Genomic DNA, 25428 nt, shown 5'->3' with positions numbered 1-25428 from the left:
TGTAGTTATTCTTTTAGTTTATATACTTCGGGTAAATTTCTTCCTAATCCATTATAATCTAAGCCAAAACCAACAATAAATTTATTTGGAATTCGGATTCCAACGTAATCTATTTTAATGTCTTTAGTGTAGGCTTCCGGTTTGAAAAAAAGCGTCGCTATCTTAAAATGTTTTACATTTTGTTGCTTGAACAATTCTTTCAATTCCACCAACGTGTTACCGGTATCTACAATATCTTCTATAATAATAACCGAACGTCCAGTCAAATCCTGGTTAAGTCCGATCAGTTGTTTCACTTGATTTGTTGAAGAAGTTCCTTCATAAGAAGCCATTTTTATAAAAGATACTTCACATGGTTTTTTATATAGTTTCATAAAATCAGAAACAACCATAAAAGCACCATTTAAAACACCGACAAATACTGGTATTTCATCCGCGAAATCGTCTTCTATCAGAGCAACCATTTTTGTCAATGCAAACTCTATTTCTTTAGCAGAAATAAACGGAACAAATTGTTTATCGAGAAGTTGTATCATTATTTTCGTATTTAAAATAATGGGCAAAGATACAGAATTCGGATTTGTGAATTGATACTTGGGCCTTAATTTGTATTTTTAAGTAAATTTCATAAAAAAACATCCTAAAATTTATTGACAATCATAAAAGTCATAAGAGAAATTCCGAAGAAAATAAAATAGGATTTCCCTATTCAATCATTATAAAGTATCTTTGCTTAAACATACAACTAAACAATGAATTATTTTTCTTCAGCTTTCAAATTAGGAATTCTCGGTGGCGGACAACTGGGCAAAATGCTGTTGTTTGATACCCGAAAATTCGACATACAAACCTACGTTTTGGATCCAAGTGATCAAGCACCTTGCAAAATTGCCTGTGACCAATTTTTCAAAGGAGATTTAATGGACTTTGAAACGGTTTATAATTTTGGTAAAAAAGTGGACGTTTTGACTTTCGAAATTGAGCTGGTAAATCTGGATGCTTTGGTAAAATTAGAAGAAGAAGGATTAAAAGTATATCCATCGCCAAAAACGTTGAAACTGATTCAGAACAAAGGAATTCAGAAAGATTTTTACATTCAGCATAATATACCAACCGCCAGTTACAAACGTTTTGACGATCTTAAAAGTCTTGTTGTTTCTATATTGGATTCAAAAACAAAACTGCCATTTGTATGGAAATGCACCGAATTTGGTTATGATGGAAATGGTGTAAAAGTGATTCGGCATATTTCAGATTTGGATAATTTAGCTAATGTTGAATGCATTGCCGAAGAAATGGTTCCGTTCAAAAATGAATTGGCCGTTATTGTTTGTCGCAATCCATCAGGCGAAATAAAAACGTATCCTGTTGTGGAAATGGAATTTCATCCGGAAGCCAACCAAGTGGAATATGTGATTTGTCCGGCTAGAATTAACGACAAAGTAGCCGAAAAAGCTAGAGCAATAGCACTGAATGTTTCCGAAAAATTCCATCATGTGGGATTATTAGCCGTTGAAATGTTTCAGACCGAAGATGATGAAATCCTCGTGAATGAAGTGGCTCCACGCCCTCATAATTCGGGTCATTATTCGATTGAAGCCAGTTATACATCGCAATTCGAAAACCATCTGCGTGCTATTCTTGATTTGCCTTTGGGAAATACGGATAGTAAAGTCGCTGGAATTATGGTAAACTTAGTCGGTTCCGAAGGATTTTCTGGAGATGTGATTTATCAAAATATCGAAAAAATATTAGGATGGAATGGTGTAACACCGCACATTTACGGGAAGAAACAAACGCGTCCTTTTAGAAAAATGGGTCACGTCACCATCGTAAATGAAGACATTAACGAAGCACGAAGAATTGCTGAAGAGGTGAAGAATACGATTCGAGTAATCAGTGGTCATTAAATAGTAATCAGTGTTCAGTCGCAGTATGCAACTTTAAACTTTAAACGAAAAAAACAATGAAAGTAGCCGTAATAATGGGAAGCATATCCGATATGCCTATTATGCAAGAAGCCATAGATATCCTAAAAGCATTCAATATAGAAACAGAAGTCGATATCGTCTCGGCACACAGAACACCTGAAAAACTATTTGATTTCAGCCAAAATGCACACATCCGCGGCATATCGGTTGTTATTGCCGGCGCTGGCGGCGCTGCTCATTTGCCTGGAATGGTCGCTTCAATGTCGCCACTTCCTGTAATTGGCGTTCCCATAAAATCAAGTAATTCCATTGATGGTTGGGACAGTGTTTTATCCATTCTTCAAATGCCGGGCGGAGTTCCCGTTGCAACAGTTGCGCTTAACGGTGCTAAAAACGCCGGAATTCTCGCCGCTCAAATCATAGGAAGCCACAACAAAAGTGTATTGGAGAAAGTCATTAAGTATAAAACAGGATTGAAAGAAGCCGTAAACATCGCTGCTGAAAGTCTCCAAAAATAGAAAAAGCTCCATTACGGAGCTTTTTTAGACTTAAATCTTGACTTTTATCATTCCGCCTCAGCTGCTATTTCTAAAATCCCTTCAAATTCCGAAGCGATTATATCCTCCTTATTTAACCAATATTCTGAAGTGAGAATGGTATAGTTCAAAGTATCCGTAGTTGTCAAATCCCACAAAACATCCTCTGCTTCTGGGAAAGGAGCATTTTCATTCATCGCCTGATCAAACAATCTTTTGATAAGATTACCATCAGACAATCCTTTACTCAATAATTTAAGCACATATTCTTTGGTCAATTGAATCTTATTTTCACTTTCTAATGGCGCGATTGTGAGCGTTACGATTGTTGCTTTTGCATTGGGAAACTTTCCATTGTATGCTTTAAAAAGCAATTGATTGATATGAAACAATTTTGCATGCAATCCTATTTCCGGATATTCTTCACAAACTTTATCGAGAAACATATCATTTGAAATTTGTTGAATCTGACCTTCATTCAAATCCTCTGACAACTTATATTCTAATACGACAACAGCGGCATCTCTGGGTTCAAAATCGCTTATTGCCATAAACAACAATTCTCTTAAAGTGGCAGGATCAGCATCCGAAGCATCCGGATAATCGAACTTTTCTAACAGGTTGATGTAATCTTCATTTGTCCAATATTCCTCAATTTCATCTACTGTATTAGCGCTATTTATTGTGATTTGATACTTCATATTTCTTTTACTATTAATTTTATCTTCTGATTACTTGTTTCCAAAACCAATCATTTGTTGTACAATTTAGGACTTTATTACGGGCAAACGAAATAAATAACATTTAAATAACACAATTACCTCCGCTACTTTGAACGAAATCAATTGCTTGGACAACCTAGTTTTTTTTATTAAATCCGTACATTTGATATTTTTAAACATGGAATTATTTTATCAAAAATACAAATGAGCATCTTAACCCACCATTTCAATACAAAATACAATACAGCACCTTTTTCGAAAATTAAAAACGAAGATTTCCTTCCCGCTTTCCAAAAAGGAATCGAATTGGCAAAATCCGAAATCGATGCAATTGTACAAAATCCAATAAATCCCACTTTCGAAAACACGATTGAAGCATTGGCATTCAGCGGCGATGTTTTAGACCGAATCTCAAGCATTTTTTTTAATTTGAATTCAGCAGAAACGAATGACGAAATTCAAAAAATCGCTCAGGAAGTTTCACCGTTATTATCTGAATTTGGAAATGACGTTCGCCTTAATCCTGATTTATTTGCTCGAGTAAAAACCGTTTATGAGCAACGAGAAAAACTAAATCTTAATCCGGAACAAACCACGCTTGTGGAGAAAAAATACAAAAGCTTTTCCAGAAACGGAGCAAACTTACCGGAAGACAAAAAGAATCAATTAAGAGAAATTGACAAAGAATTATCGAAATTGAGTTTGCAGTTTGGCGAAAATGTATTAGCCGAAACTCAAGCCTATCAATTACACATTACAAATAATGAAGATTTAGCCGGCTTACCGAAAGGAACTATCGAGGCCGCTCACTCTTTGGCTAAAAGCCAAGAAAAAGAAGGCTGGGTTTTTACTTTAGATTATCCAAGTTATGTTCCGTTTGTGACGTACGCTGACAATCGCGAATTGCGTAAGAAAATAGTAATTGCTTTTGGCGCCAAAGGTTTTCAAAATAACGAATTTGACAATCAGGAAATCGTATTGAAAATTGCCAAATTGCGTTTTGACAGAGCGAAAGTTTTAGGTTACGGTACTCATGCTCATTTTGTGCTTGAAGAACGAATGGCAGAAAGTCCGGAGAAAGTAAAAACATTCTCGAATAATTTATTGGAAAAAGCCAAACCGGCAGCTTTAAAAGAATTTGCACAATTGACCGCTTTCGCAAAAGAGTTACACGGAATTAAGCAACTCGAGAAATGGGACGGTGCCTATTACTCTGAGAAATTAAAACAACAACTATTCAACTTGGATGATGAAATACTGAAACCGTATTTTCAATTAGAAAAAGTTTTGGACGGTGCTTTTGCAGTAGCGCAAAAATTATACGGAATCACTTTCGAAGAAATTTTTGAAGTAGATAAATACCATGAAGAAGTAAAAACGTACGAAGTAAAAGATGAAAACGCCCAACTGGTTGCTGTTTTTTATGCTGATTTCTTTCCAAGAAAAGGCAAACGAAACGGTGCTTGGATGACTTCTTTCAAATCACAATATATTAAAAAAGGAATTAATGAACGGCCGCATATTTCCATTGTATGCAATTTCACGAAACCCACCGAAACAAAACCATCCTTATTAACTTTTAACGAAGTAACAACTTTGTTTCATGAATTTGGTCACGCGTTGCACGGCATCTTAGCCAACACCACCTATCCAAGTTTATCTGGAACCTCTGTGTACTGGGATTTTGTGGAATTACCAAGTCAGATTCTTGAAAACTGGTGTTATGAACCGGAAGCTTTAGCTTTGTTTGCATATCATTTTGAAACGGGCGAAATAATTCCGATGGAATTAGTCCATAAAATCAAGGAAAGCGCAAGTTTTCAGGAAGGAATGGCAACGATGCGCCAATTGAGTTTAGGATTACTGGACATGGGATGGCACGCCCAGAATCCTTCGAACATCAAAAACATCAAAGCTTTTGAAAACGAACAATTTGCAGCAACACAATTGTATCCTGATGTAAAAGAAAACGCGATGAGTACTTCTTTTTCCCATATTTTTCAAGGAGGCTATTCAAGCGGTTATTACAGTTATAAATGGGCCGAAGTTCTGGATGCAGATGCTTTTGAATATTTTCAGGAAAAAGGTATCTTCAATAAAGAAGTCGCAACCAAATTCAAAGAAAACGTACTTTCGAAAGGCGGAACAGAACACCCGATGATTTTGTACAAACGTTTTAGAGGACAAGAACCAAAACCGGAAGCATTATTGAGAAGAGCTGGATTGGTTTAATTCTAAATATTGTAAAAACCGAAGTAACAGGTTTCGGGTTTTTTTATAGATTTTCAGTATACCTACAAAAAATTAAAATCCAATAAAATATGAGTTTTTTAAAAGCCGAATGGAATAATTTAGCAATGATTAATTACGAAGTCAATCCTCAAATTTTGGAAAAATATGTCCCAAAAGGAACGGAAATCGATTTTTGGAACGGCAAATGTTATGTTAGTTTTATTGGATTCCTATTTGAAAACGTGCGCGTTTTGGGAATGAAAATCCCGCTTCATTCTAATTTTGAAGAGGTCAATCTTCGGTTTTATGTGAGACGTTTAGAAAATGGAGTATGGAAAAGAGGTGCGGTTTTTATCAGCGAAATTGTTCCAAAACATGCTATTACAATTGTCGCAAATATGTTTTACTATGAGCATTATAGAACGCTACCGATGAAACATACTTTGAAAGTGAATGAAAACTCCAGAGAATTTACATACCAATGGAAGGTAAACAATAACTGGAATACTATTCATGTAGAAACCAATATTGATCCCGTTGCAATTGAACCCGATTCTGAAGCTGAGTTTATCACGGAGCATTATTTTGGCTATACCAAAATCAACGAAAATGCAACTTTTGAATACCAAGTCACGCATCCCAGATGGCAACAATTTGAAGTAATTAAGAACGAGTCAGTAATTGATTTTGAAGGTGTTTACGGAAAAGAATTTGCTTTTATCAAGGATTTACAACCTACTTCTGTATTTCTGGCCATTGGCTCGAAAATTACAATTGAAGACAAACGAAAAATACAAATGTAATGACCAGAATAAAAATTAGGACCCAAATAAAAGCTCCCATACAAACTGTTTTTGACGTTTCCAGAGATATCGACTTTCACCAAAAATCTGCCAGTCCTACAAACGAAACAGCTATTGATGGAGTCACTTCCGGATTGATAAATTACAATCAAACGGTGACTTGGCGCGGAAAACATTTTGGTTTTTATCTGACGCACAAAAGCCGAATAACAGCAATGAATCAGTACGATTATTTTGTGGATGAAATGGAGGAAGGAAAATTCAAATCCTTCCGTCATGAACATATTTTTTACGAAAAAAATGGACTAACTATCATGAAAGACAAAGTATTTTACGAAGTTCCCTATGGTGTTTTTGGTGAATTGTTTGATTTTTTGTTTCTAAAAAATCATATGATTAATTTTATTCTCGAAAGAAACAAAGTGTTGAAAGCCTTTTCTGAAAGTAAGCAATTACTCCCATAAACAATCGGGATGTTTACAGCCAAAAAAATAACATTATTTCAGAAATTCCCTAAAATTCTTTTTACTTATTACCAAAAAACTTGGTTGATAGGCATCTTGAAATGATTTAGGTAATTTGATTTTTTTATTTGAAGACCATTTAAATTCAAAAGCTTTTACCTCATCAGCATTGGTTTCAATATAATCTATTTCCTGTTGCTGCGTGGTTCTCCAAAAATAAGGTTTTGATAAACTTTGGGTGTAGGAGAGCATCTTAAGTCGCTCCGAGACTAGAAAATTTTCCCATATAGCTCCTTTGTCTTGACGAAATTCTAAAGAATTAAAATTTCCAATCAACATATTTCGAACACCATTGTCGTAGAAATAGATTTTTCTATTCGACTTTATTTCATTTCTTAAATTTTTATTAAAACTATTTAACCTGAAAATCACAAAAGCTTTCTCCAGCAAATCTATGTAGTTATTAACTGTGTTTTTATCCACACCAACTAATTGTGCAATTTCATTATAGCTGACCTCACTACCAACTTGAAAAGCCAATGCCTGTAAAATTTTTTGTAAAACCTCCGATTTTCTAATACCCGCTAAGCTCAAAACATCTTTATATAAGTAACTGGAAACAAGATTTTTTAAAATTTCATATTCATTTCCAAAGTTATTTATGACATCAGGGTACATACCATAAAGCAACCGCAACTCCAATTGTTGTTGCGCTTTTATAAACCCAACATTACTCTCAAATTCATTGCATGAAATGGGATACAAACGGTATTCAAATTTCCGACCCGTCAATGGCTCTTGAGTAACATAATTAATATCAAAAGCTGAAGAGCCGTTAACAATTACTTGTACATTTTTGATTTGATCAACAATAATTTTTAATTTCAGATCAATGTTAGGAATGCGTTGCACCTCATCAATAAAGACATATTTATAATTCGCAATAATATTTTTTAAGGTTTCTGTCTTTGCATTTGCAAAAGTATCTGACACAACTGCATCATCGCCATCAAGAAACAGAAACGGAATATCCTTCAACAAAGAATTCACCAATGTAGTTTTACCTACTTGACGCGGGCCTTTCAATACTATAACTTTTCCATTATTAAAATCATTCTTTATTACTGGGGTTATATCTCTAACAATCATGACTGTGAATTTTATTCAAATACACTACTAATATATTCTATTGACCAAATTAATACTGTTATTGGTGAACGTATTCACCACATTAATACTATTATTGGTGAACGTATTCACCAATTAAGTGTTTTTTAAAATAACAATAGTAACAACCACCAAACAATTGGAATGCTTTCTGCGCAAAAAGAAGTGTAATACTTTGACCGTTTTTCATTGGCAAAAATTAAAAACAACGAAATCATCAGCACTAAAATGAAGTTTATAATCAATTGATCTTTATCTAAATTACTTTTCAAAAACTCCAATAAATAAAATGGAATCAAAAGTATCAATCCCAATATTTTGGTATGCTTTACTCCTATTTGTTGCGGAACGGTTTTAAGATGCGGATCATCATATGCCAAATCTATGATCTCAAAAATCAGAACTAACACGAAAATCAGGATAAAGCGCTGCACGAATTTTAGATAAAAGTCGGAAGTAATTGCTAATTCTGCATCTAATATTGGTAATCCCAACGTGACGCCCACCCAGCACAATGCCACAATGTAAATTTTGACGCCAGCCCAGTTCCTGGCGTTTTTCTTGTTCGGAAAAAAGGGAAGCGTATACAGCAACGTAATACTCAAAAACGCGATGGCAACAATTTGGGTAACGCGTTCCAGCTGAAAAAAATAAAAGCCAACCAAAATAAACGAACAAAAACTGAACAAAGTAATTATTTTAAGTTCTGACCGCATTTGTATTTTTTTGGCTCGAGCCAAAGCATCATATTTTACAAAATTATATCCTACAATAGTACCAAAAAAAACAAAGTTAGCAACTGCATCACCTTCAGGAATGTGGAACATATATTGCGTCATTCGCACCAAGGCGTAACACGACAAACCCACGTGAATACTACCATTTATATAAAAATTGAATATTAGTTTAAAAAACCTCATTAGACAAAATTAATCAAAGTGTTAATAAGAACGGCTTTTAGTTGAAAAATTCACAGAAAATCAAGTTAAAAAAGGCAATTAATAGCATATTAATATTTAATTTTACAGCCTTTAAAACAAGAAACACACAACCCATTTTATATACAATGAAAACAGACGCTTTTGCATTAAGACACATTGGCCCAAGAGAAAATGATCTAGAACACATGTTGAAGACAATTGGAGCAGAAACACTGGAACAATTAATTCAAGAAACTATTCCAAGTGACATTCGTTTAAAATCTGATTTAGATTTAGAACCTGCGATGACCGAATATGAGTTTGCAAATCACATTCAGAAATTAGGGAATAAAAATAAAGTTTTTCAATCCTACATTGGTCTAGGATACAATGCCGCTATTATTCCTGCGGTGATCCAAAGAAATGTTTTTGAAAACCCGGGATGGTACACTGCTTACACACCGTATCAAGCCGAAATTGCGCAAGGTCGTCTGGAAGCAATTCTGAATTTCCAAACGATGGTTATCGAGTTGACCGGAATGGAAATCGCTAATGCTTCTTTATTGGACGAAGGAACTGCCGCTGCAGAAGCAATGGCATTACTTTTTGACGTTCGTTCTCGCGACCAAAAGAAAAAAAATATTAATAAATTTTTTGTTTCTGAAGAAATATTCCCACAAACTTTATCGGTTTTACAAACACGTTCGACGCCAATTGGAGTTGAATTAGTTATTGGAAACCATGAAACATTCGATTTTTCCTCGGAATATTTTGGAGCAATCCTTCAATATCCAGGGAAATTTGGACAAGTTTATGATTACGCTGAATTTATCGCGAAAGCTGCTGAAAACGAGATAAAAGTAGCTGTTGCCGCTGATATTTTGAGTTTAGTAAAACTAACTCCACCGGGAGAAATGGGCGCTGCAGTAGTTCTTGGAACAACACAACGTTTCGGAATTCCGTTAGGTTATGGTGGACCACACGCTGCTTATTTTGCTACAAAAGACGAATACAAAAGAAGTATGCCGGGAAGAATCATCGGTGTAACTGTTGATACTGATGGAAATCGCGCTTTGCGTATGGCGTTACAAACCCGCGAGCAACACATTAAACGTGATAAAGCAACATCAAACATTTGTACAGCGCAGGTTTTATTGTCAGTTATGGCAGGAATGTATTCCGTTTATCATGGTCCAAAAGGCTTACAATACATTGCTGATAAAGTACACGCTTCGGCAGCGACATTGGCAAACGCTCTAGAAAAATCAGGTTATCAACAAACCAATACTGCTTTCTTTGATACGATAGTTGTAATGGCTGATGCCAAAAAAGTAAAAACAATTGCTGAAGAAAACGAAATTAATTTCTATTACATTGACGATAATACGATTTCAATTTCTCTAAACGAGACAACAAGTATTACCGATTTAAATAAAATTATTGCTGTTTTCGCTTCCGCAAATGGTACTGCGGTAAACACCATTAAAAGTTTGTCCGAAACCAATCATTTTCCTGAAAACGTAAACAGAACATCAACGTTTTTACAACACGATGTTTTTAATAAACACCAATCAGAAACTGCTTTGATGCGTTACATCAAAATGTTAGAAAGAAAAGATTTAGCGCTGAATCATTCAATGATTTCATTAGGTTCTTGTACCATGAAACTGAATGCCGCTTCAGAAATGTTGCCTTTAAGCATGGCACAATGGAATAACATTCACCCGTTTGCACCGCTTGATCAGGCACAAGGATACCAGGAAATGTTGGCTAAATTAGAACATCAGCTAAACGTCATTACTGGTTTTGCCGGAACAACATTACAACCTAATTCAGGTGCTCAAGGCGAATACGCCGGATTAATGGTAATTCGTGCGTACCACCAATCAAGAGGAGATCACCATAGAAATATTGCTTTAATTCCATCATCAGCGCACGGAACAAATCCGGCTTCGGCAGCGATGGCCGGAATGAAAGTTGTGGTTACTAAAACATTGGAAAACGGAAATATTGACGTGGAAGATTTGCGTGAAAAAGCACTTTTGCACGCAGCCAATCTTTCTTGTTTAATGGTAACTTATCCTTCAACTCACGGTGTTTTTGAAAGCGCGATTAGAGAAATTACACAATTGATTCACGATAACGGTGGGCAAGTCTATATGGATGGCGCGAACATGAACGCCCAAGTTGGATTAACAAATCCTGCAACTATTGGTGCTGACGTTTGTCACTTGAACTTACACAAAACATTCGCTATTCCTCACGGAGGCGGTGGACCAGGAGTAGGACCAATTTGTGTTGCTCCACAATTAGTACCGTTTTTACCTACCAACCCAATAATTCCAACAGGTGGAGAAAACGCTATTACGGCAATTTCTGCAGCACCTTGGGGATCAGCATTAGTTTGCTTAATATCTTACGGATATATTTGTATGCTTGGTGCCGAAGGCTTGAAACAATCTACTGAATATGCAATTTTAAACGCAAACTACATCAAAGAGAAATTAAACGGTCATTATGATACGTTATATTCAGGAGAAATGGGTCGTGCGGCACACGAAATGATTTTGGAATGTCGACCTTTTAAACAAAAAGGAATTGAAGTGACAGATATTGCAAAACGTTTAATGGATTATGGATTTCATGCTCCAACGGTTTCCTTTCCTGTTGCCGGAACTTTAATGATTGAACCTACTGAAAGTGAAAATCTTGAAGAGTTAGATCGTTTTTGTGACGCTATGATTGCGATACGAAAAGAAATTGAAACTGCTACAGTAGATAATCCTAATAATGTATTGAAAAATGCGCCACATACTTTGATGATGGTTACAACTGATAACTGGAATTTTCCATACACACGTGAAAAAGCAGCATTTCCTTTAGAATACATTGCCGAGAATAAATTCTGGCCTACGGTTCGTAGAGTAGATGAAGCGTATGGCGACAGAAATTTAAATTGTTCTTGCGCTCCAATTGAAGCCTACATGGAAAGCTAATTTTAGATTTGCTCAAAAAAAAAAAAAAATGCCTCGATGAATCGGGGTATTTTTATTATACTTGTATTAGCAAAACAATTCTTACAAGTGTATTATGAGAACAAAAATCATATTATTTCTATTACTATCTTATTTCGGAACCTGTCAAGCCCAATCTTATGAATTTAGTTATTCTCCTAAGAGCATTGATTCGTTAGACAATTACCTTACTAAAATTACGAATAATAAAATAAATGAGTTTGGTGTTAATCAAAGAAAGAAAGCCAAGGAAATACTTTTAGAAAGAAAAGTATCATTTTTAAAAAATGTAAAGGATAGCACATTTATTTTTGACCCAACCCTTACTGGATTTCTTCAAGAAATAGTTGCTGAAATATACCGTTCAAATCCCCAAATTGACACGAAAGATTTTTATTTTTTGATCAATAAATCTTTAATTCCTAATGCTGCCTGCTATGGAAACGGAATATTTTCCATTAATTTAGGTTTATTCACGCTTATTGAAAATAATGACGAAATGGCTTTTATTATCTGTCATGAATTAGCACACCATATTTTAAAACATACTGACAAAACGCTCGAAGAATACATCAAAACGTTCAGCTCGAAGGTTGTTAAACAGCAACTTAATAGCGCCTTTAATAAAAAGTATGGACGAAGATCTGCTGTAACTTTATTACTGAAGGATTTGAACTTTAATTTTATGAAAAGAAGTCGAAGTTCAGAAACCCAAGCTGATTCCCTTGGCTTTACTTTGTTTAAAAACACAAAATTCAACAAGCAGGCTTCTTTAAATATTTTAAAAAAACTGGAGTTGACTGACGGTATAATTTTTAATAATCCAATAAATTTAAAACAAAATTTTAATTATAAAGAATATCCTTTTAAAGACGTATGGATTGAGAATGAAGACAAAATGTTTGATACTACTGAAAGCTCAAATGATTTTACTCTTGACAAAGATTCCTTAAAAACGCACCCAGACATTCCATTTCGTATCAACAATATTCTTCAAAATTATAATATTACCGCTACAAATTCAAATGACAATAAAATAGCCTTGATAAAGCAAAAAACAGTTGACAACAGCATTAAAATATTTTTAGACACCTCAAAATTAGACTTTGCTTTGTATCAATTATTAGCGCTGCATGAAAAAAATGAATTGGACCAAAAGACCTTCATTAGTCAAGTGTCTAATTTATTGAAAAAAGTATATCTTTTAAAAGAACATCATGTTTTCGGAAAATATGTAGGTCCGATAAACTCTTTTTCCGAGGAAATATACATCAACCAAATAAGATTATTTTTAAACAATATTGAACTAAAAGACCTAAAAAAAATTGGTTATTATTTTTGCCAAAAAAATGAATTGATATCCAAAAACGATACGGAATTTCAAAATGCATATACTTTTTTCAAGGGATTAAATAAAAATTAATACTAATCAAATACAAACCAATTATGAAAAGAATCAGTACATTACTTTTAATCACATTAGCGGCAAATTTGACTTTTGCACAAGAGAAAAAAATCAACGAAGTCAATACTTTTAAAGTAAAAAATTCAGGTGCAATCCTAAACAAAGAGAAAGATGTTGATGGTTATTATTTTTTCTATGAATTAGACAAACTAAAAAAAGGTGACCGCGAATTTGCAATTCAAGTTTTAGACAAAAATCTGGTTGAAGTTGCAAAGAAAACTTACATCGACAATAAAAATACTTTGTTAATGAAAAGCAGCTTTAACAATCAAGGAATAATGTTTGCAATGGCTAATTTTAAAGAAAAAAAAATCAGCCTGCTTAGCTATGATAAAAAAGTCAACCAATTACCTACTGTTGACATTTCTTTAGAAAGTAAAGAAATCCGATACATACAATACATGCAACAAACAGGTGATTTTAATATTTTATTTCCTGTAGAGAATAAAGGATTTCTTTTCAACAAGTTTGAAGATAATAAAAAAATTGGATATTCATTGAAATATTACCCAACTGATGGCGGAAAATCTTGGGAATACAATTCTCCAGATGATTCCAAAGAAATGCTGGCAATAAATCCTATTGAAGTAAATGAAAAAGTAATTGTTGCTTTAGAAACATCAAAACCGGGACTTTTATCTCGCAAAATTACATTAAAAACAAAAATAATCGATGTAAATACTGGTGTTTTGTTGTACGAAAAAGAATATAGTAAAAACAGCAAGCCCCGCTTAATTAATAATGCCTTCTTGGACAAAGACAATAATGTCGTTTTAATGGGAGAATATTTCAACGAAGGTGATAATATCATTGGCGATAAAAGTTTAGGTCTGTTTACTGAAGTTGTCGATTTATCCGGCAAAACTTTAAAAGAAAATTTTACCAGTTGGAAAGAAGATGTTGCAAAAATTGCAAAAGTCGATGGAAATTACATTGAAGACAAGGGATACATCTATTTCCACAATATTGCAAAAACAAATAACAACGAGTATTATGCAATTGGTGAATTTTATAAAAGAACCGCCAATGCTGGAGGCATAGCACTTACAACATTATCCTTATTAAGTGGCGGTGGCGGTGGCGGCGCAAGTGTTACGCAACTTACAATTGCAAATTCTGTGGTCTTTAAATTCAATTCCGATTTCAAACTTACGGGAATTCAAGAATTTGAAAAAGGAAAATCAAGAGCGCCCAGTTTATCTGATTTTGGTAGCCCACAATTAAATGCACATGCATTAAAATCTTTTGGAGCATTTGATTACGAATATACCCAAATAGACAAAACAAATGATCGTTTCTACGCTTGTTTTATAGATTATGAGCGAATAAAAGGCGAGAAAAACAAAAATGCTTTTAAAACTATAATTTGTGATAATGGTCAACTCTCTGAAGATAAAATTTACTTAGAAAGCGATACTAACAATAAAGATTTTCGAGTTTTACCTGCTAAGGTTGGAAATGTTTTATTATTGGAATATGATAAAAAATTAAAGGAAATAAATATACATCTCGAAAAAATAAATATCAGATAGTCCTTACATGAGCCACTCTTTAGTGGCTCTTTTTAATATTGATATACACTATCTAATTTTTGTTTTCTTTCAAAACAAACGTAGCGCAAAAATAAACACATAAGTATATTAAAAATTTTCACGCTTAAAAATTATCGAGTTCGATTTGTCAAAAAAAAATTTTATCAATTGCAAGCATTGGAAATAAATATCGCATTATTTATCACATTTCGTGACACAATAATCAATATTTTTGCTAATAAATTATTATATCATAATTATATGCATGCATAGTAAATTTTGTGAGTGTACTAATTTATTTATCATTAAATTAGCCTAAATTTTTGGAAACCCAAACCGATGAAAATAAAAATAACTGGAATAGGAAGTTATATTCCTGAGAAAAAAGTAAGCAACACTGACTTTAATAATCATGTTTTTTTGAATGAAGACGGAACAGATTTCGCCTACCCAAATGAAGTAGTCATTAATAAATTTAAAAGCATTACCGGCATAGAACACAGGCGTTATGCGGAAGACCATTTAAATTCATCTGATTTGGCTTTTTTTGCTTCGCAAAAAGCCATACAAAATGCTGGAATTGATCCGGAAACTATAGACTACATTATATTTGCACACAACTTTGGAGATGTAAAACACGGAACAATTCAATCTGATATGCTTCCTAGTTTAGCCACCCGCGTCAAAAATAAATTACAGATAAAAAATCCAAAATGTGTCGCTTACGATATCCTTTTTGGCTGTCCCGGTTGGATTGAGGGAGTGCTTCAAGCTAACGCGTTCATCAAATCCGGAATGGCAAAACGTTGTTTAGTTATAGGTTCTGAAACCCTTTCTAGAGTGGTAGATGCGCACGACAGGGATTCTATGATTTATTCAGACGGAGCCGGCGCTTCTATTATTGAAGCTTCAGATGACGAAACTGGAATGCTAGCTTATGAAAGTGCAACGTATGCAAATGACGAAGCGGGGTATTTGTTCTTCGGAAAATCATACAATCCTGATTTAGATCCAGATACGCGCTACATAAAAATGTACGGACGCAAAATATATGAGTTTGCATTAAATCAAGTTCCCGCAGCCATGAAAAGTTGTTTGGACAAAAGCGGACTTGGCATTGACGACGTGAAAAAAATTCTAATCCATCAGGCCAACGAAAAAATGGATGAAGCGATAATCCAACGTTTTTATAAATTATACGATAGATCTGTTCCTAAAGACATTATGCCCATGAGCATCCATGAACTGGGAAACAGCAGTGTGGCTACCGTCCCAACGCTTTTTGACTTGTTAATTCGCGGCGAAATTGAAAATCAAACAATACACAAAGGTGATGTAATGATTTTCGCTTCTGTTGGAGCAGGAATGAACATCAATGCCTTTATATATCGATATTAATTCTTTTAGAATATGTAATTGAAGAGCTAATCCGGCTGTACATTGCAATTCCTCACTACAAAATTTGTTTTTCCAAGGTACAAGAAAGCTTCTTTTAGTCGCTTTTTGTACCTTGAAAAACTACATTTTGAAGCTCCGGGATTTTCATTTCCATCCGGGCTAAAAAACAATGCCAAAAAACACATTTATTACTATATTTGTGCCTTTGTGCCCTTGCGGCAAAATCCAAAAAACATGTACGAAAAAACGTTTCCCAATAAAAGATTCAAACACACTTTAAAATTCCTAAAAAAACATGTCTCAACATCGGAGACCATATTAGATTTAGGTGTTGAAAATCCTTTTTCTAAAATCATGAAATCCGAGGGATTTTCCGTTTCTAATACAACTGGAGAAGATTTAGATTTGGATCAATCCGTATTTTCAAATGAAAAAAAGGATGTGGTTACCGCTTTCGAAATTTTTGAACATTTACTAAATCCTTTCCCCATTTTGAGTGAAATCAAATCTGATAAACTTTTTATTTCTATTCCATTGCGTTTGTGGTTTTCGCCAGCTTACCGCAGTAAAACGGACATGTGGGACAGACATTACCATGAATTTGAAGATTGGCAACTCGATTGGCTTTTGGAGAAAACCGGCTGGAAAATAATCGACAGAGAAAAATGGACAAATCCCGTTAACAAATTTGGTATCCGACCACTATTACGAAAATTCACCCCAAGATATTACATCGTTTACGCCGAAAAAATAAAATAATGAATTATTATATCGTCATTCCGGCGCATAACGAGGAAGCATTTATTGCTTTAACTTTAAATTCTTTGATTTCGCAAACCGTTTTACCCAAAAAAGTTGTTGTTGTCAATGACAATTCTACGGATAAAACTGCCGAAATCGTAACTGCTTTCGCAAAAGAAAATCCGTTTATCACTTTGGTAAATAAAACCTCCGAAGCGATTCATTTGCCGGGAAGCAAAGTCATTCAGGCTTTTCATAAAGGGTATGAAACATTGGATGAAGAGTACGACGTTATAGTAAAACTAGATGCCGACTTAATTCTACCCAGCAATTATTTTGAAACTATCTCAACCATTTTCGAAAAAGATCATTCGATAGGAATGGCTGGCGGATTTGCTTACATTGAAAAAAACGGTGAATGGATTTTAGAAAATCTTACCGATAAAGACCATATTCGTGGTGCCTTCAAAGCCTACAGAAAGGCGTGTTTCGAGCAGATAGGGAATTTAAAACCCGCTATGGGTTGGGATACCGTTGATGAATTATTGTCAAAATTTCATGGATGGAAAGTGGTTACGGATGCTTCATTAATCGTGAAACATTTAAAACCAACTGGAGCAAACTATAACAAAACGGCCCGTTACAAACAAGGTGAGGCATTTTATACTTTAGGTTACGGGTTTTTAATCACTTTTATTGCTTCAGCAAAACTGGCAATGATGAAAAAAAAACCACTACTCTTTTTAGATTACATCAAAGGTTTCTGGAAAGCTAAAATGGCTAAAACTCCTTTGCTGGTAACAACAGAACAAGCAAAATTCATCCGCAACTATCGGTTAAAGAAAATGAAAGAAAAGCTTTTTTAGCTTTAAAAATCAAAAACAGCTGAATCAAAAAGGATAACTCCTAACATTTTTTGTAATTTAGCCCATATTCGAAAAACTTATGATGCTCACCCGCTATATAACGCAAATAGGAAGATACTTTCTAATGCTAAAAGAAATTTTCAACAAACAGACAAAATGGTCTGTAATGAAAAATCTAATTTTTAAAGAAATTGATGATTTGATTATCGGTTCTCTAGGTATTGTTGCCTTCATTTCTTTCTTCGTTGGAGGAGTTGTTGCCATTCAAACGGCACTTAATTTAACTAATCCTTTAATTCCAAAATACCTTATTGGTTTTGCTACGAGACAATCAGTAGTATTAGAGTTTGCTCCCACTTTTATCTCCGTTATTATGGCTGGAAAAATGGGATCATTTATCACCTCCAGTATTGGTACAATGCGGGTTACGGAACAAATCGACGCCTTAGAAGTGATGGGAGTAAATTCCTTAAACTACCTTGTTTTCCCTAAAATAATAGCGTTGTTACTGTACCCGTTCCTGATAGGAATCGCAATGTTCTTGGGAGTTTTGGGCGGTTGGATGGCTGGAGTATATGGCGGTTTTATCTCAAGCGCTGAGTTTATAAATGGAACCCAAATGGATTTTATTCCGTTTCATATTGTTTACGCTTTTATCAAAACATTAATTTTTGCAATGCTATTAGCCACAATCCCTTCTTTTCATGGTTATTACATGAAAGGTGGCGCACTCGAGGTAGGTAAAGCCAGCACTGTATCCTTTGTTTGGACATCGGTTTCCATAATACTTTTCAATTATATATTAACACAGTTGTTACTAGGATCATGATAGAAGTAAAAAATATAGAAAAATCATTTGGCGGAAACAAAATTCTTAAAGGTATTTCAACGGTTTTTGAAACTGGAAAAACGAATTTGATAATTGGACAAAGTGGATCTGGAAAAACGGTTCTACTAAAAAGCCTTTTAGGCATTCATACTCCAGAATCTGGAACTATTTCATTTGATGGACGAATTTACTCCGAATTAAATCCGGATGAGAAACGAGAATTACGTACTGAAATCGGAATGGTTTTTCAAGGAAGCGCTTTATTTGATTCCATGACTGTGGCTGAAAATGTTGGATTTCCGTTACGAATGTTCACCAAAGACAATAATAAAAAAATTCAGGAGCGCGTTGACTTTGTATTAAAAAGAGTTGATCTAACAGAAGCACACAAAAAATTACCTTCGGAAATTTCTGGCGGAATGCAAAAACGCGTTGCTATTGCCCGCGCCATTGTAAACAATCCCAAATACTTATTTTGTGATGAACCTAACTCTGGTTTAGATCCCAATACAGCTATTTTGATTGATAATCTTATCAGAGAAATCACCGAAGAATACAACATCACAACGGTTATAAACACGCATGATATGAACTCTGTGATGGAAATTGGAGAGAAAATTCTATTCCTGAAAGATGGTTTAAAAGCCTGGGAAGGAAACAAAGAAGAAATTTTCAGAACAGATAATGAGGCAGTTGTTGCCTTTGTTTATTCTTCAAATTTATTCAAAAAAGTAAGAGAAGCGTATTTGAAAGAGTAAAACAATACGTTCAATGTTATTTGCTTTGAATTATTTTTTTAATAATTTATAACAATTGTATTACAGCATTTCGATCCTACAGTTTTAATTAAAGTTGGTGGAGTTAATGGTGCTTTTAGTAAAATCAAAGCGTCCCTCTTTAATTTCAATAATATCATCAGGATTCTCTTTGTCTCTTAATTTACAAGAAAAAATACCAGAAATAATATCATTGTCACTTCGGGTAATATTGATGCTTCCACTATCAGCGATGGATAAGTATATTTTTGCTTTTCCAGTATTGTCGTACACATTGGCAGTAATCAATGTGTTTTCAGCAAAACTATTACTTAAGGCTCCATCACTATTCCCTATAATATAGTTATCCACTTTTAGCGGGTATTTTTTGTCTATATTCTCTATATATATATATATACCGCCCATTATTGTTTTTCTATCACTAGCTGAAATTTCTTCCCAATTATCAAATCCTGTATATAGTACAGGATTATGTGAGCTGCCAGGCGGTATATAACCTTGACTGTTTCGAGGTACCATAATTTGTCCTTTAATAATAGCTCCAAAAGTATTAGCTCCTACCTGAGTTATGGCTGGTAATTGTGGGTTAAACTGCGCTTCGTTGTCGCAGGCTGTCATGGTTATAGCAGCAATTGCAGATAAAAGTAGGTTTTTCATGATTATGTTGTTTTATATTAAGACGAGAAAATGCTATAAATATAAGATAAAATTTACATGTTACTATCGTAAAAATAACTGTTTCACATTTGCATGCATAAAAAAGCAACTATTAATCAAGCGATTATAGAATTTGTTTATTCTTCTAATTTATTCAAAAAAGTACGGGAAGCGTATTTGAAAGAATAAAAAAGGGACATTAATTAATATTTTTTTAAAATAAAAATGTTTGATTTTTTAGAATTGATATTTAATTGATTCTTTGTATTAGATGTAGGAACGGAAATTACTGCCTTTTTTATAGGTTAATAATCAGGTCTTTTGTTTCACTTTCGTTACAGAAAATTTCGATGAGTGTATTTGGGAGAGTAATATTGTCTAACCCCCACTTAATTTGGTTTTTATAATTACCTATTGCATTAATATTAACAGATTGACTACCTAAACTCAATGGTTTAATAGTGTAAACTAAATTAAAACCCTGTTTAATTGAAATTTTTTGATCAGTAGGTTCAATTAATAATATATTAAACTCTTTACCCACATTTTCAGGTTTAGTGACATTCACTATACATTTAATTTTGGCTTTTGTATAATACACTTGGGTTTGCTCTAATCCAGCTGATAAAGAAAAATAGAGATCCCCTTGACTATAGTACTTTTGGCTAAATAGATTATCAGGATTCATATCTGAACTTAAAGGAGAGTACAACTCAATTGCTCGTATTTTTTCGATTGATTCTGCCATATTAATTTTCAGTTTTCCACCATCTAATTGGACGTTATTTCCAAAATTAGAAGTTTCAAGAGCAATATCGTGACGGAAACTAGGAGACCAACTTCCCCCTTCAATATTAGGAATGGGTTGCTTGGAGCTTCCATCTATTAAATTTACTGTAAAAGTGTCTGATGGCGAATTATTTGTATCGCTACACGAGTTTATACTTATCGCTCCGATGAGTGACAAAAAAATGGAAGAAATCATTTTCATAATTTTAAAATTCAGGGTTAAAATTATAGTTTTAATAGTTTTTAGTTTTTAAAGTTATGTTTTACACCAATATTGATTAGATTATTCATAACATACTGATCATTATCAAAAATAAGCGCTGGTATTTTTGCTTTTCGTCCTCCAAAATAGGTTTCAAAATCAACATAGATAGCAGTTTTATTATTCAAAAAATAATTAAAACCCAATCCTGAAATTGAACTTCCATAATTTTTCGGATAGTCAGTTTTTAAATTCTCAGAGTAATTGGTATAACTACTTTTGGTTTCAAAACTGTGCGCATACCCCATTTTCAAACTTCCGCTAAAGTTTTTAAAAATTCTAAACTCCCATTTTATAGCTACAGGAATAGAAATAACAGCTCCTTTAAAAATACCGGAATACGCATCGCTACCCAAATCAAACCAACCGCCACTATGTGTATCTGGTTTGTAAAATGAAACTCCGGTTTCAAAATATTTAATTCGTCCACTCAAACTCCAATGCCTCCCCGTGTAATATTCTGCCAAAACTCCTCCCTGAAATGATTTATTGGGCTCGCCTAGCTTGAAAGAGGTTATGGTATTCGAACCCATTTCTGCACCAAAATACCAATTCCCTTTTGGATTGACGATTGCGGTTTCTGCAGTTTCTTGTGCGTTTATCAAAAAAGGTATAAAGATAAATACGAAACAAATGATTGCATTTTTCATATTTCTATTATCTAAAATGATAAAACTTTAGACAATATGAGCATAGTTGCGAATAGGAATCGTAGATTTTTCATAATTATATTCTTTTATGTGAAGTAGAGCCAGCACTGTAAATATAAGATAAAATTTACATAGAATTATCGTAAAAAACCTTTTTCCTTTTAAAGTAGCAAAATAAGCAATTAATAATGAGGTTTTTATAGAATTATTATACATCCCAAAAAGTACGTGAAGCGTATTTAAAAAAGTAAAAAGCTAGCTTGATTTCAACAGCTCGACCTCAGCATTTGGATTAAATAAATAGGTTTTCCCGGAACTCATTTCGAGACATTCAAAACGCTTCGTTCTTACTGCTATTTTCTTAAAAATCTTTCCGTTTTGGATTCGGAAAACACTTCCATAAGGGATTTCAAATACATAATTTTTATCATTTTGCTGGTCAAATTGTTTCAGTGCCAAAGCCAAAGTAGCATCAGTATCGCTGCTGGCTGTTGGATTTTTGAAATGTCTCGCCAACAACGGCAGCAAATGATTCGGAAAGATTTCCGGTCGAATGTAAGGAATCATCAACCGTTGGAACGAATATTTCCACTCGTTTCCATGCGGTTTAATGTGTCTGCCAAATTTTTCAAACGCAACCAAATGCGAGATTTCATGAATTAACGTAATCAAGAACTTGTATTTATTAAGATTTGAATTTACCGTGATTTCATGCTTTCCGGTCAAACCTTTTCGATAATCACCATGACGCGTCTGTCGTTCGTTGACAATCTTAAGATGCACTTGATTGGCAACAATAAGTTCGAAAACGGGTTTTACCGCATGCTCTGGAATGTATCTGGCTAAGGTTTCGCTCAAAACAATTGCAAATTATAAGTTAAGAATTATGAGTTATGAGTTTTTTTTAGAGGTTATTATAATACTTCGTATAATTTTCAAAACTTCATTATTTTGTTGGCAAATCGATTCAAATTTTAACTCGGAAATATAATTGGTTTCTTTTAAAAGTTCTAACCAATAAAGAGATTCATCACATTCTTTCTGGGCTATTGACAACTTATGAATAAAGTCAGGCTTGCTTTGCGCATTTACAGCTTCACGGACATTTGCACCAACTGAAGTAACGGATCGCAAAAATTGTTTACTCATAATATATTCCTTCTTTTCAGCGACCAAGTATTTATAAAAATTCACACCTCTAATTGCCAACTCAAAACTCTTTGTTTTTACAATACTTTCACTCATAATTCATAACTTAAAATTTATAACTTTAAGTTATGGATTTGTAGAAGAAACTTGCAACACTTTGCCGTTGAAATATTTATTTCCGGTCAAAGTAAAATCATAAATATAATTGGCCATTTCACCCGCTGTTATTGGCGCTTGATAGCCTGGAAAAGCTTCAGCAAGCATTTCTGTTTGAACAGAACCCAAAGCTAAAACATTGAAAGAAATCCCACGCTCTTTGTATTCTTCAGCTAACAACTCTGACAATGTAATAACGGCTCCTTTACTCGAACTGTAAGCAGCAAGTCCGGCAAACTTCAAACTTCCCTGAATTCCGCCCATAGAACTTATCGTTACCACATGGCTTCCTTTTTGTAAAAAAGGCAAACAAATTCGGGTCAAATTAGCAACTCCAAAAACATTGACTTTATAGATGTTTTCGAAATCTTCCTGAGTGGTTTCTGAAAAGGATTTCAACAATAAACTTCCCGCATTATGAATGACTGCGTCAATTTTATTCCAAGACTTGGAAAGAAAATCGCTTACTTTCTCCAATTCAGATTCACTGGATAAATCAACAGAAAGACACGTAATATTTTCGTTACCCAATAAAGCTTGAGGAATTTTTCTGGAAATCGCTAATACTTGGTGTCCCGCGTTGGCAAATTGCAATGCCAACTCAAATCCTATTCCCCTGCTTGTCCCTGTGATGATAATATTTTTCATAGAGCAAAAATAAACAAAAACGATAAAAAACTAATGCTTTACACAAAGGATTCTTGATCTAATAAAAATTAAAGTTTCCTGTAATTTTACTTATTTTTGGCAAAGTAAATTAACATCTCAATTCCAAGAAAATGATAGAAAGCATACCATTAGAAATTGCAAAAATGAGCGACATTGATGGCGTATTAGCATTACAGGAATTGTATCTTGTTGCTAATTTATCCGAAAAAGAAAAAGCTTCCGGCTTTGTTACGACGCCATTTACAATTGAGCAACTAACCGAAGTTATTCAAAAATCAGAATTATTTATTGCCAAAGACAATGACAAAATCATTGCTTATGTTTTTACGGGAAGTTGGGATTTTTTCAAACAATGGCCCATTTTTAATTACATGAGTTCGTTGTTTCCCGAACTGACCTTTTTAGATTTTGACATCACCACAACCAATAGTTTTCAATATGGACCCATTTGTATTCACAAGAAATATCGTGGAAAAGGTTTGATTACGCCGCTGTTCGAATTCATGAGAACACACATGCTTTATAAATACCCATTGGGATTGACTTTTATCAATAAAATCAATATTCCATCCACCAAAGCACATACCGAAAAACTAAAATGGACCATTATTGGGGATTTTCAATTCAACAACAATGATTATTTAATTTTGGCTTACGATATGAATCAGGCGGTTTCTTTAACTATTTAAGCATTATGATTTCCTTAGTTGGTGTGTTTGCCATTTTAGTAACAGCCGGTAATAATTCTTGAATGAAAGAAGTCATGTGCGGAATATCCATAGCACTGAAATCATCCGAAACATGATGATAAAACTCAAAGTTTTCAAAATCAAAAGTACTCACAGATTGGCAAGGCACTTTAAAAAGTTCGTAAAACGAGTAATTATCTGATCTGTAAAATAATTTATATTCGGCTTCTTTTGGAAGAAAACCAATGGTGTTTTTTCCTGTGTATTCGTTGATTTTTGCCGCCATGTTCGACTTATCAAAACCGGTAATATACGCAAGATAATCTCTTTTCATTGGCACACCAATCATTTCAATATTGAACTGGGCATATAATTTAAAATCTTGTGCTTTCAGTTTTTTCGCTAAATGTTTAGAACCCAACAAGCCTTTTTCTTCTCCTGCAAAAAACACAAAAAGAATGCTGCGTTTATTATTTTTGGCGATACTGAAATATTTTGCCATTTCAGCAACTGCAGTTGTTCCTGAAGCATCATCATTAGCACCATTGTTTATAAAATCACCATTCACCCCCTTTTTATCCAAACCAATATGATCGTAATGCGCGCTTAAAATTATAAATTCATTTTTTAGAACTGGGTCATTTCCTTCAACAACACCTACAACATTAAAGGCCGTTTCCTTAAAAGTTGATAACGTATCACGATACGATTTGAAATACGGTTTTACATTGTTATCCTTAAAAAATTGTTCTAAATAATCCGCAGCCTTGACCATTCCCGCTTTTCCTGTTTCTCTGCCTTCTAAGTCATCCGAAGCTAAATATTTCAATGTTTTAGCAACGTCATTTTCTTTTATTCTATATGCAATTGACAACGGTTCGTTTGTTGCGGTATCATTTACAATCGACGAAATTGGTTTGCAACACAAGAAAAAAAATGGAAGTAAAAGAAAAAATTTTTTCATAATTAAAGCAGATTTTGGTTAATAAAGACAGCTATGCATTAGCGTTA

General features: G+C 34.0%; 25 protein-coding genes. 14 read left to right on the top strand and 11 right to left on the bottom strand.

Features of this window, described 5'->3' with window-relative positions; translation table 11 throughout:
- Positions 1 to 5: 5 nt before the first annotated feature.
- Positions 6 to 536: a hypoxanthine phosphoribosyltransferase gene (gene hpt, locus ACP7AT_RS05840; RefSeq protein WP_426063417.1), complete on the bottom strand. Its 531-nt coding sequence runs from the start codon at positions 534 to 536 to the stop codon at positions 6 to 8.
- 216 nt (positions 537 to 752) lie between these two features.
- Between hpt and ACP7AT_RS05835 the strand changes: the two genes are divergently transcribed.
- Together ACP7AT_RS05835 and purE are read left to right on the top strand one after the other, a co-directional pair.
- A complete protein-coding gene (locus ACP7AT_RS05835) occupies positions 753 to 1910 on the top strand; it encodes a 5-(carboxyamino)imidazole ribonucleotide synthase (protein ID WP_426063416.1) in 1158 nt (385 codons plus the stop codon).
- Between the two features lie 56 nt (positions 1911 to 1966).
- Positions 1967 to 2449, top strand: a complete 483-nt coding sequence (gene purE, locus ACP7AT_RS05830; RefSeq protein ID WP_426063414.1) for a 5-(carboxyamino)imidazole ribonucleotide mutase — start codon at positions 1967 to 1969, stop codon at positions 2447 to 2449.
- 47 nt (positions 2450 to 2496) lie between these two features.
- Here the strand turns inward: purE and ACP7AT_RS05825 are convergent, their stop codons facing one another.
- A complete protein-coding gene (locus ACP7AT_RS05825; protein ID WP_426063413.1) occupies positions 2497 to 3168 on the bottom strand; it encodes a hypothetical protein in 672 nt (223 codons plus the stop codon).
- Between the two features lie 225 nt (positions 3169 to 3393).
- On the opposite strand from ACP7AT_RS05825, the gene ACP7AT_RS05820 reads away from it, so the two are divergent.
- The 3 genes from ACP7AT_RS05820 (at position 3394) to ACP7AT_RS05810 (ending at position 6688) form a co-directional block, all read left to right on the top strand.
- Positions 3394 to 5421, top strand: coding sequence for a M3 family metallopeptidase (locus ACP7AT_RS05820; protein ID WP_426063412.1), 2028 nt, complete (start codon positions 3394 to 3396; stop codon positions 5419 to 5421).
- A gap of 89 nt (positions 5422 to 5510) precedes the next feature.
- Entirely contained in the window at positions 5511 to 6224 is a 714-nt protein-coding gene (locus ACP7AT_RS05815) for a YqjF family protein (RefSeq protein ID WP_426063411.1), read from the top strand.
- Positions 6224 to 6688: an SRPBCC family protein gene (locus tag ACP7AT_RS05810; protein ID WP_426063410.1), complete on the top strand. Its 465-nt coding sequence runs from the start codon at positions 6224 to 6226 to the stop codon at positions 6686 to 6688. Before ACP7AT_RS05815 ends, ACP7AT_RS05810 begins: the two co-directional genes overlap by 1 nt.
- Positions 6689 to 6721: 33 nt before the next feature.
- Here ACP7AT_RS05810 and ACP7AT_RS05805 read toward each other — a convergent pair whose 3' ends face one another.
- Together ACP7AT_RS05805 and ACP7AT_RS05800 are read right to left on the bottom strand one after the other, a co-directional pair.
- Positions 6722 to 7837, bottom strand: coding sequence for an ATP-binding protein (locus ACP7AT_RS05805; RefSeq protein ID WP_426063409.1), 1116 nt, complete (start codon positions 7835 to 7837; stop codon positions 6722 to 6724).
- A 125-nt stretch (positions 7838 to 7962) separates the two neighbouring features.
- On the bottom strand, positions 7963 to 8775 hold the full coding sequence (locus ACP7AT_RS05800) for a hypothetical protein (protein ID WP_426063408.1): 813 nt from the start codon (positions 8773 to 8775) through the stop codon (positions 7963 to 7965).
- Between the two features lie 146 nt (positions 8776 to 8921).
- On the opposite strand from ACP7AT_RS05800, the gene gcvP reads away from it, so the two are divergent.
- From gcvP to ACP7AT_RS05760, 8 genes are all read left to right on the top strand, one after another.
- Positions 8922 to 11771 (top strand): aminomethyl-transferring glycine dehydrogenase, encoded by a 2850-nt coding sequence (gene gcvP, locus ACP7AT_RS05795; RefSeq protein ID WP_426063406.1) that lies wholly within the window; start codon positions 8922 to 8924, stop codon positions 11769 to 11771.
- A 94-nt stretch (positions 11772 to 11865) separates the two neighbouring features.
- Positions 11866 to 13212, top strand: coding sequence for a M48 family metallopeptidase (locus ACP7AT_RS05790; RefSeq protein WP_426063405.1), 1347 nt, complete (start codon positions 11866 to 11868; stop codon positions 13210 to 13212).
- 23 nt (positions 13213 to 13235) lie between these two features.
- Positions 13236 to 14786, top strand: coding sequence for a DUF6770 family protein (locus tag ACP7AT_RS05785; protein ID WP_426063404.1), 1551 nt, complete (start codon positions 13236 to 13238; stop codon positions 14784 to 14786).
- Between the two features lie 339 nt (positions 14787 to 15125).
- The gene (locus ACP7AT_RS05780; RefSeq protein ID WP_426063403.1) at positions 15126 to 16184 is read left to right on the top strand and encodes a 3-oxoacyl-ACP synthase III family protein; all 1059 of its coding nucleotides are present in this window, start codon (positions 15126 to 15128) and stop codon (positions 16182 to 16184) included.
- Between the two features lie 234 nt (positions 16185 to 16418).
- The gene (locus tag ACP7AT_RS05775; RefSeq protein WP_426063401.1) at positions 16419 to 16943 is read left to right on the top strand and encodes a methyltransferase; all 525 of its coding nucleotides are present in this window, start codon (positions 16419 to 16421) and stop codon (positions 16941 to 16943) included.
- Positions 16943 to 17791 (top strand): glycosyltransferase, encoded by an 849-nt coding sequence (locus tag ACP7AT_RS05770; protein ID WP_426063400.1) that lies wholly within the window; start codon positions 16943 to 16945, stop codon positions 17789 to 17791. The genes ACP7AT_RS05775 and ACP7AT_RS05770 overlap by 1 nt, the downstream gene beginning before the upstream one ends.
- 79 nt (positions 17792 to 17870) lie before the next feature.
- The gene (locus ACP7AT_RS05765) at positions 17871 to 18620 is read left to right on the top strand and encodes an MlaE family ABC transporter permease (protein WP_091203697.1); all 750 of its coding nucleotides are present in this window, start codon (positions 17871 to 17873) and stop codon (positions 18618 to 18620) included.
- A complete protein-coding gene (locus ACP7AT_RS05760; protein ID WP_091203698.1) occupies positions 18617 to 19378 on the top strand; it encodes an ABC transporter ATP-binding protein in 762 nt (253 codons plus the stop codon). The genes ACP7AT_RS05765 and ACP7AT_RS05760 overlap by 4 nt, the downstream gene beginning before the upstream one ends.
- Before the next feature lie 84 nt (positions 19379 to 19462).
- Here the strand turns inward: ACP7AT_RS05760 and ACP7AT_RS05755 are convergent, their stop codons facing one another.
- The 6 genes from ACP7AT_RS05755 to ACP7AT_RS05730 all read right to left on the bottom strand — a co-directional run bounded on the left by ACP7AT_RS05755 (position 19463) and on the right by ACP7AT_RS05730 (position 23707).
- Positions 19463 to 20053 carry a hypothetical protein gene (locus ACP7AT_RS05755; RefSeq protein WP_426063399.1) on the bottom strand — a complete coding sequence of 197 codons (591 nt, stop codon included), beginning with the start codon at positions 20051 to 20053 and terminating at the stop codon, positions 19463 to 19465.
- A 298-nt stretch (positions 20054 to 20351) separates the two neighbouring features.
- Positions 20352 to 21044: a hypothetical protein gene (locus ACP7AT_RS05750; protein ID WP_426063397.1), complete on the bottom strand. Its 693-nt coding sequence runs from the start codon at positions 21042 to 21044 to the stop codon at positions 20352 to 20354.
- A 41-nt stretch (positions 21045 to 21085) separates the two neighbouring features.
- Positions 21086 to 21754 (bottom strand): outer membrane beta-barrel protein, encoded by a 669-nt coding sequence (locus ACP7AT_RS05745; protein WP_426063396.1) that lies wholly within the window; start codon positions 21752 to 21754, stop codon positions 21086 to 21088.
- A 255-nt stretch (positions 21755 to 22009) separates the two neighbouring features.
- A complete protein-coding gene (locus ACP7AT_RS05740) occupies positions 22010 to 22612 on the bottom strand; it encodes a SprT-like domain-containing protein (protein WP_426063395.1) in 603 nt (200 codons plus the stop codon).
- Between the two features lie 33 nt (positions 22613 to 22645).
- On the bottom strand, positions 22646 to 22999 hold the full coding sequence (locus tag ACP7AT_RS05735; protein WP_426063394.1) for a four helix bundle protein: 354 nt from the start codon (positions 22997 to 22999) through the stop codon (positions 22646 to 22648).
- Positions 23000 to 23029: 30 nt separating this feature from the next.
- Positions 23030 to 23707, bottom strand: a complete 678-nt coding sequence (locus ACP7AT_RS05730; RefSeq protein ID WP_426063393.1) for an SDR family NAD(P)-dependent oxidoreductase — start codon at positions 23705 to 23707, stop codon at positions 23030 to 23032.
- 131 nt (positions 23708 to 23838) lie between these two features.
- On the opposite strand from ACP7AT_RS05730, the gene ACP7AT_RS05725 reads away from it, so the two are divergent.
- Positions 23839 to 24417: a GNAT family acetyltransferase gene (locus ACP7AT_RS05725; protein WP_426063392.1), complete on the top strand. Its 579-nt coding sequence runs from the start codon at positions 23839 to 23841 to the stop codon at positions 24415 to 24417.
- On the opposite strand, the gene ACP7AT_RS05720 is transcribed toward ACP7AT_RS05725, so the two are convergent.
- On the bottom strand, positions 24410 to 25381 hold the full coding sequence (locus tag ACP7AT_RS05720) for a M28 family peptidase (RefSeq protein ID WP_426063391.1): 972 nt from the start codon (positions 25379 to 25381) through the stop codon (positions 24410 to 24412). The two genes, ACP7AT_RS05725 and ACP7AT_RS05720, sit on opposite strands and share 8 nt — an antisense overlap.
- Positions 25382 to 25428: the final 47 nt, after the last annotated feature.

This window comes from Flavobacterium sp. DSP2-3-1 (assembly GCF_049896865.1).
Classification (GTDB): Bacteria; Bacteroidota; Bacteroidia; order Flavobacteriales; family Flavobacteriaceae; genus Flavobacterium.
The sequence above is the reverse complement of the archived record's forward strand: the minus strand, read 5'-3'. Positions and strand labels throughout refer to the sequence as shown.